Below are 13,027 nucleotides of genomic sequence, written 5' to 3'. Positions count from 1 at the left end.
TGCAAAGACAACCCGACGTTAGTTGGCGCCAACCTTCTTGAATCCGTTCCAAACTTCATGTAGTTCAGAGTTTCGTGGCCACTTAGCAGGGTTGGCGCTGTCGTTAATAACGCCCTCAATAATGTTAAGGTAATGATTGGATTTGGCTTCCAAATAATCAACTGTATTTTGGGCTTCCTGCAATTGAAGAAGGGCGCGTTCTCTTTGTCTCATTATAATCTCATAGCGTTCCTGAATAGTAGAATCTCCTTTGATGCAAAGATCCGCATAGTTTTTAATATCTTCGATCGACATCCCGCATTGTTTCATTATCTTCACACCGATAAGCCAATTGACGGATTCCTCATTGAATAGACGGTTGTTATTGGCGTCCCGGATTATACTCGGTACTAATTCCTTATCCGTGTAATAGCGAACCGCATGCTCGCTTAAGTCAAGCATTTGAGCCACTTCTTTTACCGTGTACATAACATACCCTCCTCGTCCAAAACTATTTTGACTTGCATTGAAAGTGTAAGCGAATAACCCTGAGGGCATCAGGGAATAAGCACAGTTGATTTATTGTTAACACAAGAAAATGACAATTGCAATAAAGTACAATTTTCCTTTCTTTCGGAAGGGTTCAACAGCGATGGCAAAGGTCTTGCAAACCTGATTCGCAGCGTAATTCAATTTTATTTGATAAAAACACTTGCCTTCGTGTAGCACGAATGCTGTAAGGTATGAATTGTAGTTCTCACCGAGGTCCAATCAATCAAATAAGGAGAGGTGTGTTGGGTCGTGAAATATACTTACTTGGGCAAAACAGGAATGAAGGTCAGCAGCTTGTGTCTCGGAACGATGAATTTTGGCGTAGCTACGGATGAGAAGGATGCTTTCCGCATCATGGATGCAGCGCTGGATGCAGGCATTACTTTTTTTGATACGGCAAACGTGTACGGCTGGGGGGAAAATGCCGGCCTGACAGAAACAATTATCGGCAAATGGTTCGCCCAAGGCGGCGGACGCCGGGAAAAGGTCGTGCTCGCAACCAAGGTTTACGGCCAAATGAACGATGCCAACGATGGGCCAAACGATGAAGCCGGTTTGTCCCTGTACAAAATCCGCCGTCACCTTGAAGGCTCCCTGCGCCGTCTGCAAACGGATCATATCGAGCTTTACCAGATGCACCACATCGACCGCAGAACGTCATGGGAAGAACTGTGGGGAGGATTCGAAGCGATGGTGGACCAAGGCAAAGTCGATTATATTGGCTCCAGCAACTTTGCTGGCTGGCATTTAGCGAAAGTTCAGTCAGCCGCAGAGAAACGCAATTTTATGGGTCTCGTCAGCGAGCAGCATCATTACAATCTGGTGAACCGTAATGCGGAGCTTGAGGTACTTCCGGCAGCCCTGGACTACGGTTTGGGTGTAGTTGTATGGAGCCCACTAGCCGGCGGGCTTCTCGGCGGAAGCGCGCTGAACGCCGAGAAGGGTACACGCACAAGCCAGGGCAAAGCTAGCATCGAACGTCACCGCCAGCAACTGGAGCAGTACACCAAGCTGTGCGATGAGCTCGGCGAATCGCAGGCTAACGTAGCTTTGGCCTGGCTGCTCTCCAACCCGGCTGTTACAGCTCCGATTATCGGGCCAAGAACGATCGACCAGTTGGAGAACACGCTGCGCGCTGTAGACATCCAGCTCGACCAGGCTACGCTGGATGAGCTGGACCGCATTTTCCCTGGACCGGGGGGAGCAGCGCCGGAAGCCTACGCCTGGTAAAACAACATTTGCGGGATGAACGAAGCATGACTATTTGAGTTAGGTATAGGTGAAGTTATTTTTTCGCAGCCTGCAGCAGGTTAAGTGTTTTGATGCCGACTGTACGTCCGCCCAGTTCTCCGTGAAAGACTACGCCCTGCCGCACACCGTGGAAATCGGAGCCGCCTGTGGGGATGAGCCCATAGCTCTCCGCCATGGTCCGGTATTTCGCTTCGGCAGCTGCATCGTGATCGGAATGGCTCACTTCCAATCCGGCCGGCTTATCCTGCTCGATAATGGAGCGGACCAGCTCGTCGTCTCCATATAATCCGGGATGGGCCAATACTGGCACACCCCCAGCCTCCCGGATCCACCGGCAGGCCTCCCCGGGGGAAAGGCGGGGAACGGAGACGTAGGCGGCAGCTCCTTCCGCCAGATATTTGTCAAAGGCGTCCCTGAGATCGGCGGCAAAACCCTTGGCCACCAGCACATCGGCAATATGCGGGCGTCCCAGCGTCTCGTCAGGCTCCAGCGCCCTGCCCAGCCGGTTCCTGACCTCTTCCATCGTGATTGGAATCCCCAGTTCGTTCAGCCTGGCAATGATCAGCCCATTGCGCTCATCCCGAGTCCGGCGCAGCCCTTCGAGACGCTCCAGAAACACAGAATCCTCGTAATTGACATAATAACCGAGCACATGAATATCCTTTCCTTTCATACGGGTGCTGATTTCAATTCCGGGAACAACTGTGATTCCGTACTTCCGCCCGGCCTCAAGGGCTTCCGGGATGCCTGCAACAGTGTCATGATCGGTGATGGCCAAGGCGGCCATCCTCTTTTCCTTGGCAAGCCTGACGTTTTCGGCCGGAGATAACATGCCGTCCGAAGCTGTAGTGTGTGTATGCAAATCGCATAAACCTTGACCTTCCATCATTTACGCCTCCTCAGTGTGTCTGTTCCTTGTCCTGTGCCCCGCTCCCCTGATCCGGCTGCTGGCGGCGCAGATAAGTCAGGAAGGTGACCGCCGGTATGGGAAGCAGAGAAGATTTTAAATGAATGGCATAAAACGGACGCTTGAAGGAAACATCTTCAATGTCCACAATCTTGAGCAGACCGAGGGCAACCTCATGCTTGACGGAAGAAGGAGACAGCATCGTAATGCCCAGCCCTTCCTCGACCGCTGATTTCACTGCTCCGGTACTGCCGAGCTCCATTATGGCATCGAGCCTGGAGAGATCGAAATTTTTGCGCATCAGCTCCTCCTCCATCACCTGACGCGTGCCGGAGCCCTGCTCACGCAGTACGAAGGGATAGGCGAGCGCATCCTTCATTTTAACGTTCCGCTGCTTCGCCAGCGGATGGCCTGCAGGCACGATGAGCTTCAGCTCATCCTGCATGACAGGCTCCACCGCGATATCGGCATGCTGCACCGGCCCTTCAATCAATCCGAAGCTCAGCTGGTTCTTCAGAATTTCATCCATGATCTGAGCAGTATTCATTACCTTCATCATCACCCGGATGTGGGGAAACTCCCGTCCGAACGGGCCCAGCAGCCGCGGCAGCACAGATTCGCCGATCGTGAGGCTGGCCCCCAGCTGCAGTCTGCCTTCCAGCATGTGGGTAAAGGAGGACATGGACTGATCCGCTTCACGGACAAGGTCTATGCTCCTTTTGGCGTACGGCAGCAGCGCTTTTCCCGCTTCGGACAGCTCGATCTTTTTGGTGGAACGGTTCAGCAGCTTGGCGCCGAAATAATCCTCCAGGGACTGAATCTGCATCGTGACGGCAGGCTGGGTCATATGCAAGGCTTGAGCAGCGGCGGAGAAGCTGCCTCTTTCCGCTACGGTGTAAAAAATATGAAGCTGGTGAAAGTTCAATCGATTCCGCTCCTTTCCTGTACTCCTATTTTAACCGAATCACGTTCTGCCCACAAAGCATCCTTCAAAAGTGGCGAAAACCTCTGCAGCATACACCGGTTAATTCCCTGAAACACAAAAAGAGCGTGCAGTCGTCTGCATGCTCTGGTCGTTTAACACTGGGGCGGATTCATCTCCGCTTGCGGCTGTTCTTGATCAAGGCCATGCGCCGCGAGTGACGCAGCCATGAATAATAGGATTTCAAATCTCTAAGCTCGATCGTCTCAGACATGCGTCCAAGAAAAGTTACAATAATCATTTTATGCAATGGCTTTCCTGTAATATCCATTTCCCCGGGCAGCTCGCCAAATTCGGCGACGACAACGATGTCTTTATCGATAAGATAGACATCCTGTTCGTTGCGGTAGTAGGAAGTCATTCTGTTCTGCTTAAGACATTCCCACAGCCACGAGGCAATCCGATCCGTACCGGTTTCCTTGTTCTCCACGCGATCACTATAACGTATTTTGGCATGATTCGTTACGACAATGTCGGCTACTCTCTTGTCGCCTAAAGTTACATAGAAAGGCTCATAGGTGCTCCAACGCTGCATCGCTTTATCCCGCATGGGGTATCACTCCCGGTAGATAGGTCTTACTATCTAAATATATCCAATATATTACATCAATAGTCCCGGTACTACAAGCTCTGAATGCGGAACCGTTACTCAAAACATCAGCTCAAGCGTTCATACCGCATATACTTATAGACCTAGTATACCCTGCTTTCCTCCCAGGGGCAAAGCTGACACACGCTGGTAAAGACTTATCAGCTAAAATAAGAAAAACGTCTGGCAACGAACCTTCAAAAAGAACAGATCGCGTTGGCGGAAGTTATTCTTGCGATTAAAGAAAAGCTTCAGCTCCGCTGAAAACTTATACTTTCTTCAATCAAAAAAACAGCCCTGGGGCTGTTTTTTTTTGATCGTTTTTATGTCTGAGAGAAGAACCGCCTGTCCTACATCCCGTAAAAATTCGTTTTATCCTGGCTTTTGGAGTACTCTGTCTTGATTTCATTCCTGAAGGAACGCTCAATTTTACGTACATATGGAAGCCTGCGGATGTTTTTTATCGTATCTTCCGCACGGTGTGCGTCCATATACATGACGACATATTGAAGACGCTTGGAAATATAGTGTACGCTTCCATACTTCTCCAGATTGCGCGCAGCCTTTACATCCGATACCCAGATGATATAACCTGTCCGTTCGGCAAACATGCTTTATCCCCCTTTTCCATCAAGCAGCAGGCCCGGCAGGTCAGCCGCAGGAGCATTTGCCGCCGCTTCCGCATCCGCCTGTAGGCAGCGGATCATTGCTCGGTACTTTGATGCTGTCGGAAACAGAGTAGGCAATCGTTTCCGACATTTCGTGCAGCAGATCGTCCAGCGCTTTCTCTGCCTGCTTGAAACGGCGTACCTCTTCAAACTGCTCCATCTGCGCCTCCACAGCCTCTACCTCTTCCTTGGCTGCATGATAATTCGGATGAAAATGTCCGAAACGCTTTGTTTCCTCGAACAGCTCCTTCTTGGCTTCCAGCCTGCGGACCAACTCCGCAATTTCAGGGTTTTCCGCCACACGCTGCTTCCAATATAGATAGTCCGACACTTCGGCGGACTCGTTGATCATGTCGCCTAATTCATAGGCGTATATCAGCACTTCAGCCATGTTAACCGTGTTCAGCTCGGCTACGTCCATGAATATTCATCTCGCTTCTTTTAAATTTTACGCAAGGTAGACTAATTCATCATAGCACATCATGCGTCGGGAAAGAAGCGGTTTTGGCAAAAGCGCACTCGGTTTACCCAAGCGAAATGGGCAGCAGCAGCCGCATTTCCCTCCAGTCGGACGGTTTCAGCACGGTTTTGGCCTGCGGCTCTGTTCCCTCTGGGCTGCGGAACCAGCCCGTAACCTGCCACTCTGCTCCGCCGCTGACCGCTTCCGGCAACAACTCTATATCTTGATCACCGCTGCGCAGCACGACCGCCGTCTGCCATTCAACCGCCTGTTCCATAATCTTCCTGGCTGTGGAGGGATGATAGGAACGAAGCTGGGAAGTCCATGAAGTAGGAACGGATGACCTGCCGGGAAAAAAGGATTCAGGTGAAGGCACCTCTGCGTCCTTGTCATAAAAATGCAAGGTTTTCCCTGTATACACAAGCCCGGGCCGTCCTTCCACATAAAAATCGGCTTGCCCTGGTTCGGCAGATGCCACGGAAGCTTCCTGCGAAGGCAGAGGAAAAGAAGGAGCGGCGCTGCCGCTTCCTTCCGTCCCTTTGCGCGGCGTAAGCCCGATGGCGGCCAGCGCCTTGCGGACACGCTCCTCCTCACCGGGCGCAATGATAAAATCAAGCTCGCCCAGCCGCTCCAGAAGTCCACTGAGCCGGGGGGCGCCTGCAGCGGTATCCGCATCCTCCCGGCTGCGGCAGCGCAGCAGTGTGACAGCCGAGAAAGTGGTGCGGGCGGTCCCGCCAGCCCACTGCCGGAGAGCATGCAGAACGTTGTCCGGCAAGCCTGTGAAGGAATTGGCCGTTAGAAATTCCTCCAGTGCCGGCAGCTCCATGCCCGACTCCACCGCCTCCGTGATGCTCTCACGGCTGAGCCGGTACAAGGACATCCGGCCCGCGCTCGTCTGCTCGGCACAGCATTCCAGCAGCCAGCGGACCTCGAAGCCGCATTCCGGCGGAACAATGATTTCGAAATCCGGCTGTACATAAAAACCGTTCTGCTCCGGCTCGGCAGGCGAGAAATCCGGCTTCAGCATCTCTGCGGCCGGAACCCTCCAGCGGATGTACAGCGAGCCGTCGTCGGCCATGCCTTTGTCCGCCAGGCCGAATTCCGCCAGCACTGTCAGCCATTGATCCGCCTCCTCCTTCAGATCAAGGTCGTCGGCAGCCCCAGCCTGCTGCAGCAGCTCCAGCAGCGGATCCACGGCCAGCCACTCTTCCGCCCGGCTCCCCGCCAAGCCCAGAAGGCCGCGCACATGCTGTGCGGCAGGATGCGGCCTGCCGTAACGCTCCATGACGGTCAGCAGCATCCAGCGGCTCATTTGTGCCTGGGGCAGCCTGATCCATGAGAAGAGGGCAGGCGTATGAATGCTATATGCTGATGTGTCCTTCACCAGCAATCCGAGGCTGAGCAGCAGATCAAGCAGCACGGCAGCCGGCAGTGAATAAATATCACTGTGTGCATACTGCAGCCCCAATTCCTGCAACGAGCTTTCCTTGAACGGCGATAATTCGTTCATTTTGCTCAAAGCCCTTTTATGAACCGTGCCTTTGGAGGTCAGCGGCAGGCCGTTTCTGGCGATCCAGGCGAGCGCGTGCAGCAGACGGGCTTCCATTCCTTCCCCAGCCTCAAGCAGCTTTTCCGGCTGCCTGCCCCCATCCGGCATGACCTTCTCCGTGAGCAGAAGCCTGTACAGCTCAGGCAGCCTGTCCGCAGGGATGAACAGCAGCCGTTCCCCCCACGTTTTCACGACGGCATCCAGCCAGCCCTTCCGGCGGAGCCCCAGCACTGCAATTCTGCATTCGGCTCCGCTCAGCCTGCCTGTTAGCAGGCGTGCGGGCGCTTCTTCCTCCATCGGCTGTCCGGCATGACGGATGAAGCAATGTTTCAGCAGCAGCTTTTCCTCCGGTGTTAATCCGAACAGCTTTTCCTCCGCTTCCTTTGACACCATTAAGCCATCATGCCTCCCTTTTTACAGGCTCATCCGTTTCCGCAAGCTCTGGTATCCGATCTGTTCCAATCAGGCGGTATTCATATCCCTGCTCAATGAGGAACATTTGCCGTTTGGCGGCAAATTCCGTTTCCTTGCTGTTCTCCGTTACAAGGGTATAGAAAAATGCCCTGTTCTCCCCCTGCTTGGGCCGCAAAATCCGGCCAAGCCGCTGGGCCTCCTCCTGCCGGGAGCCGAAGCTGCCCGATATTTCGACCGCGACAGCCGCATCCGGCAGGTCCACCGCAAAATTGGCCACTTTGGATACGATAATAGTGCTGAACTCTCCCCGGCGAAAAGCTTCAAATAAGCGCACTCTTTCGCTTTGCGGCATGCTACCCGTAATGAGCGGCGCCTCCAGCTCCCGGGCCACATGGCGCAGCTGGTCCAAATACTGTCCGATGACCAACGTGGGCTTGCCTTCGTGCCGGCGCAGCAGACTCCGGACAGCCTCCAGCTTGGCGGGGTTCTCCGCAGCCAGTCTGTAGCGCTGCTTGCCTTCGGCGAGGCTGTATTTTTCCCTCAGCGGCCCGGTCATGGGAATGCGCATTTCCACGCACTCTACCTTGGCGATCCAGCCTTGCTGCTCCAGCACCTTCCAGGGCATTTCATAACGTTTGGGGCCGATCAGGGAAAAGACGTCCTGCTCCGCTCCGTCCTCTCTTACCAATGTGGCGGTCAGTCCCAGCCGCCGTGTAGCCTGGATGTCCGCCGTCGCCCTGAACACTGGGGCAGGAAGCAGATGCACCTCGTCATAAACGATCAACCCCCAATTGCGTTCACTAAGCAGCTTCATATGCTCGAACTCGCCCTCTTTGGAGCGGCGGTGGGTCAGAATCTGGTAAGTGGCAGCGGTCACGGGCCGAACCTGTTTTTTTTGGCCGGAATATTCGCCGATACAGCTCTCCGGAATGTCTGTCTTGCTCTTCAGCTCCTCAATCCACTGCCGCACAGATGTTGTATTGGATGTCAAAATAAGCACCTCGCACTGCAGCCGCTCCATGACCGCCATGCCGATCACCGTTTTGCCGGCCCCGCAGGGAAGCACCAGCACGCCGCTGCCGCCCATGCCGTCATTTCCCTCAAAGGCTTGGACCGCGTCCGTCTGATAATCCCTGAGCTCAAGCCTGCCCTTGCGTCCCATTAGCGAGAAAGACAGCCCGCTCCCCTGGTGGAACCCGGCCACATCAATCACCGGATATCCAAGGCGAGTCAGCTCCTGCTTCAGTATCCCCCGTCCGATCGCCGGAACGTAAACGGTATGCCTGTCAATTCTCTTCAGCCCGTACTTTCCCATCTCGTTCAAAGCGAGCAGCTCATTGAGCAGCCCTTCATCCTCTGACGCCAGCTTCAGCCCATCCCCCGCGTTCTGCTCCAGCCGCAGCTTTCCGTACCGGGTCGCAACCTTCCGGATGTTATCGGCAACGGCTGCAGGAACATCCCATTTGGACAGGCCCTGAAGCGTGCCTACGATCCGTTCCGCAGTCCAGCCCAGCGCTGCGGCATGCCAGAGGGAAAGCGAGGTGATCCGGTAAGTATGAAACGCGGCCGGACTTTTGACGAGCTCGGCAAAGTGCTGCAGCTCGGACCGGGCCAGCTCCGCTGCGGGGGAATCGGCAGCCAGAAGCACCGAACCGTCACGCTGTACAATACAAGGCTTGTCCTCTTTCATGTCAGTCCCCTTCTCTCTGATTCTCCACTTGCTTGTTATGTAAATACTCCCCAAAAAAGTCTCTTTTAAGACAAGAAGCCCAATCCCGCGGGATTGAACTCCATGTCAGCCATTGGTAACTTAGGCGAGCTAGTGAACGTGCTCCGAGATACGGCTTAACGCCTCCCCCGCGTTATCGACGAAAATATCGCGTACAGCGAGGTCACCGATTGACACCACGCCGACCAGATTGCCATTTTCAACGACAGGGAGGCGGCGGATAAGCTCATCAGCCATAATGTGGGCGGCCTCATGCACATCCTTCTCCGGGGAGATGGTGCGGATATCCTTACTCATCACCTGATCCACCGGAGTTGTGCCAGGATGGTTGTTGGCATACCCGCGCACGGTCAAGTCCCGGTCGGTCAGCACCCCAACCAGCTTGCGGGAGCCCTGCTCAATCACGGGAATAAAGCCGGTATCATTCTGTCTCATTTTCATGGCTGCCTCGTGGAGCGGGTCCTGAGGGGATACCGTCACACAATCCTTGGTCATTACATCCTGAATGGTTTTCATGGGAACATCCTCCTTTCGAACAGTAGGGTGCCCAAATTTTGATGACACATTCGCTGGACGTTAGGCGACTTTAACGGAGCATGCGCCAGCAGCTTTATGCCTTGTGTGCAGAATGCTCCCCGGCGTATGCTTCACTCATACGGATGAACAGCTTCACGCCGTTCAGCATGACATCCTCGTCAAAATCAAACTTCGGATGATGATGCGGATAGATGGCCCCTTTCTCCGGATTGCCCGCTCCGACGAACATAAAACAGCCGGGCACCTGCTGCAGGTAATATGCAAAATCCTCGGCAGGCATCAGCTTGGGTGACTCCTGCACACCGGAAGCGCCGAACACGGACGCCGCTTCCCTGAAGAAACGCCCCGCTTCCTCCGCATCGTTCACCACCGGCGGGTAACCCATAATGTACCGGACGGAAGCGGTTGTTCCATAGGCTGCAGCGGTCTGCTCCGTGATGGTATGCAGCCTTTCCTTCATAACGGAGCGGCTGTGCTCATCAAATGTGCGCACCGTTCCGCTGAGCTTGCACGTTTCGGCGATCACGTTCTGCGCAGAGCCGCCATGAATCGTACCTACGGTCAGAACGGCAGGCTGAAGCGGATCAACGGAGCGGCTTACCACGCTCTGCAGCTGCATGACGAGAGCGGATCCGGCAACCACACTGTCAATAGTCGCCTGCGGCATGCCGCCATGGCCACCTTTTCCCGTCAGCTCGATATAAAAGTCATCGGCAGCGGCCATCATGGCACCCGCACAGCTGGCTGCTGTCCCGGAGGGCAGCGGTGTCCACAGATGGATGCCGTAGATCACGTCGACCCCTTCCAGTGCGCCTTCACGGATTACACTGACCGCTCCGCCGGGAAGCAGCTCCTCCGCTGGCTGAAACAGAAAGCGGACTTCCCCTTTAATGCTATCCCGGTGGCGGCTGAAATACGCAGCCGTGCCGAGCAGCATCGAGGTATGCCCGTCATGCCCGCAGGCATGCATTGCCCCTTTGACGGTGGAACGATACTCGCAGTCCTTCTCATCTTCAATCGGCAGAGCATCCATATCCGCACGCAGCATGACGACAGGTCCCGGCCGGGTGCCGCGGATCGTTCCGATGACGCCGTGGCCTCCCACGTTTTCCCTGACTTCAATATCCCATTGTTTTAGCTTGTTGGCTACAAACGTTGCCGTGCCGCTTTCCTGAAAGGAAATTTCCGGGTTCATGTGAAGGTGGCGCCGCCATTGTACCATCTGCTCCTGCAGTTCCTTCATCCATAACTCTTCATTCATCCGTTACTTCTCCTTTCATGCCGATCTGGTAATTCAACTCTATCTTTTCATTGTAGCAGATCAGTATGCTTTACGGTATATAACTGCCTTGTTTGGGTTGCAGAAGGCAGACAAACATACTATGATGGAAACTATACGAAAAACGTCTATCGACGTACATTCAAAGAAGACAGACCGCGTTTAGTGGCGGTTTTCCTTGCGATATTAGGAGGATTATTCCAGGAAGTTTATACTTTCTAATATCTTCAGACTATACCAAATGAACGCCTGAAGCCTGAAGCTTGATAGGCGAAATCAAGGGGAACGGGATATGAAAGATAAGAAGCCGGAGCGTCGAAGAGGCACACCGGATTTTCAGCTGCTCATTCTGACGCTGCTTTTGGTCGGATTCGGAGTGGTTATGATTTACAGTTCAAGCTACAGCGTTGCACTTATGAATGACGGCATGAACAACGACCCGTTTTATTTGACCAAGCGGCAGGCCGCATTTGCCGTGCTTGGCACCTTCGTGATGTTCGTTGCGATGAATATCCGGATGGAGAAATATAAAAAGCTGTTTAAACCGATGTTTATCTTTACGATAATCCTGCTCATCCTGGTCCTGTTTGCAGGCAGACTGAACGGAGCGAGAAGCTGGTTTAATGCAGGCGCATTCGGCATCCAACCGACAGAGTTCGCCAAAATCACAATTATTCTGTATCTTTCCGCACTGATCGCCAAAAAGGGAGAGAAATTCCGGGATCTCAAGACAGGTTTTCTGCCGGTCACCGTAATTGTCGGATTCGTGGCGGGTCTTGTCATGCTTCAGCCTGACTTGGGCTCCTGCCTCATCCTTGTAGCTACAAGCGGTCTAATCATTTATGCCGGCGGCGCCAGCCTGAAGCACATTACCGGCTCGCTGCTGCTGCTGGTTGTGGCTGCATCGATCGTATTCGGCGTCGGCTCACTGCTGGACTCCATATCCGCTGACTCCAACGCAGTTACGGATAAAAAGGATTACCGGGTGGGACGTGTCGAGGCCTTTCTTGATCCCAAGAAAGACCCGCAGGGCTCCGGTTATAACCTGCTGCAATCCTTGCGCGCCATCGGTGACGGGGGAGTTGCAGGCACAGGTTTTGGACAAGGCATTATGAAGCTTCACTATTTGCCAAACTCGTTTAACGACTTTATCTTTTCCGTCATCGGCGAGGAATTCGGCTTTATCGGCACAGGCCTGTTCCTTCTCCTCTATCTGTACTTTATCTGGAGGGGAGTGCTGATTGCCTTGAGGTGCCAGGATCCGTTCGGAACGTTGGTGGGAACGGGGATTATGGGGCTTATTGCCATCCAGGCATTTATTAATATCGGGGGAGTGACGCAGACCATCCCGATGACCGGGGTAACCTTGCCGTTTATCAGCTACGGCGGCTCCTCCCTGCTTGTGATGATGCTGTCCATGGGGATCATGCTGAGTATTTCACGCGAAAATTCCAGGCAGGTTATCCAGGAACGCACCAAGGAGGTTGCCATCCGTACCAGCGCTCCTACCCGCTTCGAAAACCGGAGGATGAACCGTTTCAGACAAAACTAGATACAAGGCAAAAAAGACTGGCGGAGATATCAATCCGCCAGTCTTTTTCCATCTAAAACTGTTTTACATCTCGTCATCCTTGAAGGCCACGCCCTCAACCTTGACGTTAACCTCTACAACACGCAGGCCTGTCATGCTTTCGACGGCTTCCCTTACGTTCTGCTGAAGCATCCGGGATACTTCCTGGATTGGTGTTTCATACAGAACAATAATACGCAGGTCAATGGCGGCTTCCAGCTGTCCGACTTCCACCGTCACGCCTTTTTGCACATTTTTCCCGCTAAGCCTCTTAGCCCAGCCCTCGGACAAACCTCCGGACATCGCTGCGATGCCAGGTGTTTCCAATGCCGCCATGCCGGCAATTTTCGATACGACGTCATTGGAGATTCGAATATTGCCCATTTCCAATTCCAGCTGTTCTGCCATACCAATATCCCCCTTTGCTTCCTTAACCGTATTGTAAATCGTTCCCCCCCACAAATGCAAACCGGACTTTGGAGGATTGTCGTCAAACAATGAATTCCGTTTACAAAGTATGTCATTCTGGGTATATTCATAAGGCATGCTTTTATTCATCAT

General features: G+C 53.6%; 13 protein-coding genes. 2 read left to right on the top strand and 11 right to left on the bottom strand.

All coding sequences use genetic code 11. The features are described 5' to 3' along the window. Window positions 1–18: 18 nt before the first annotated feature. Window positions 19–468: a MerR family transcriptional regulator gene (locus ACE5KN_RS22260; RefSeq protein ID WP_375524144.1), complete on the bottom strand. Its 450-nt coding sequence runs from the start codon at window positions 466–468 to the stop codon at window positions 19–21. 312 nt (window positions 469–780) lie between these two features. Between ACE5KN_RS22260 and ACE5KN_RS22255 the strand changes: the two genes are divergently transcribed. Next, entirely contained in the window at window positions 781–1,761 is a 981-nt protein-coding gene (locus tag ACE5KN_RS22255) for an aldo/keto reductase (RefSeq protein ID WP_375524143.1), read from the top strand. Between the two features lie 55 nt (window positions 1,762–1,816). On the opposite strand, the gene ACE5KN_RS22250 is transcribed toward ACE5KN_RS22255, so the two are convergent. From ACE5KN_RS22250 to ACE5KN_RS22210, 9 genes are all read right to left on the bottom strand, one after another. Next, window positions 1,817–2,671: a PHP domain-containing protein gene (locus tag ACE5KN_RS22250; RefSeq protein ID WP_375524142.1), complete on the bottom strand. Its 855-nt coding sequence runs from the start codon at window positions 2,669–2,671 to the stop codon at window positions 1,817–1,819. A 10-nt stretch (window positions 2,672–2,681) separates the two neighbouring features. Further along, window positions 2,682–3,614 carry a selenium metabolism-associated LysR family transcriptional regulator gene (locus ACE5KN_RS22245; protein WP_375524141.1) on the bottom strand — a complete coding sequence of 311 codons (933 nt, stop codon included), beginning with the start codon at window positions 3,612–3,614 and terminating at the stop codon, window positions 2,682–2,684. A 169-nt stretch (window positions 3,615–3,783) separates the two neighbouring features. Then, entirely contained in the window at window positions 3,784–4,221 is a 438-nt protein-coding gene (locus ACE5KN_RS22240) for a hypothetical protein (RefSeq protein ID WP_375524140.1), read from the bottom strand. A 389-nt stretch (window positions 4,222–4,610) separates the two neighbouring features. Beyond that, the gene (locus tag ACE5KN_RS22235; protein ID WP_375524139.1) at window positions 4,611–4,871 is read right to left on the bottom strand and encodes a YlbG family protein; all 261 of its coding nucleotides are present in this window, start codon (window positions 4,869–4,871) and stop codon (window positions 4,611–4,613) included. A gap of 40 nt (window positions 4,872–4,911) precedes the next feature. Next, window positions 4,912–5,349 (bottom strand): YlbF/YmcA family competence regulator, encoded by a 438-nt coding sequence (locus ACE5KN_RS22230; protein ID WP_375524138.1) that lies wholly within the window; start codon window positions 5,347–5,349, stop codon window positions 4,912–4,914. A gap of 103 nt (window positions 5,350–5,452) precedes the next feature. After that, a complete protein-coding gene (locus tag ACE5KN_RS22225; protein WP_375524137.1) occupies window positions 5,453–7,330 on the bottom strand; it encodes a helicase-associated domain-containing protein in 1,878 nt (625 codons plus the stop codon). Between the two features lie 7 nt (window positions 7,331–7,337). After that, complete coding sequence (locus ACE5KN_RS22220; RefSeq protein WP_375524136.1) at window positions 7,338–9,041, bottom strand: DNA repair helicase XPB; 1,704 nt, start codon at window positions 9,039–9,041, stop codon at window positions 7,338–7,340. A 129-nt stretch (window positions 9,042–9,170) separates the two neighbouring features. Next, window positions 9,171–9,596 (bottom strand): CBS domain-containing protein, encoded by a 426-nt coding sequence (locus ACE5KN_RS22215; RefSeq protein WP_375524135.1) that lies wholly within the window; start codon window positions 9,594–9,596, stop codon window positions 9,171–9,173. A 94-nt stretch (window positions 9,597–9,690) separates the two neighbouring features. Continuing rightward, window positions 9,691–10,878 (bottom strand): M20 family metallopeptidase, encoded by a 1,188-nt coding sequence (locus ACE5KN_RS22210; RefSeq protein ID WP_375524134.1) that lies wholly within the window; start codon window positions 10,876–10,878, stop codon window positions 9,691–9,693. 310 nt (window positions 10,879–11,188) lie between these two features. Between ACE5KN_RS22210 and ftsW the strand changes: the two genes are divergently transcribed. Continuing rightward, window positions 11,189–12,448 (top strand): putative lipid II flippase FtsW, encoded by a 1,260-nt coding sequence (ftsW, locus tag ACE5KN_RS22205; protein WP_375524133.1) that lies wholly within the window; start codon window positions 11,189–11,191, stop codon window positions 12,446–12,448. Between the two features lie 63 nt (window positions 12,449–12,511). On the opposite strand, the gene ACE5KN_RS22200 is transcribed toward ftsW, so the two are convergent. Then, window positions 12,512–12,874, bottom strand: a complete 363-nt coding sequence (locus ACE5KN_RS22200) for an Asp23/Gls24 family envelope stress response protein (RefSeq protein ID WP_375524132.1) — start codon at window positions 12,872–12,874, stop codon at window positions 12,512–12,514. Between the last annotated feature and the right edge of the window lie 153 nt (window positions 12,875–13,027).

This window comes from Paenibacillus terreus, from assembly GCF_042138595.1.
GTDB lineage: Bacteria > Bacillota > Bacilli > Paenibacillales > Paenibacillaceae > Paenibacillus > Paenibacillus terreus.
This window is presented reverse-complemented; position numbering and strand designations above follow the sequence as displayed.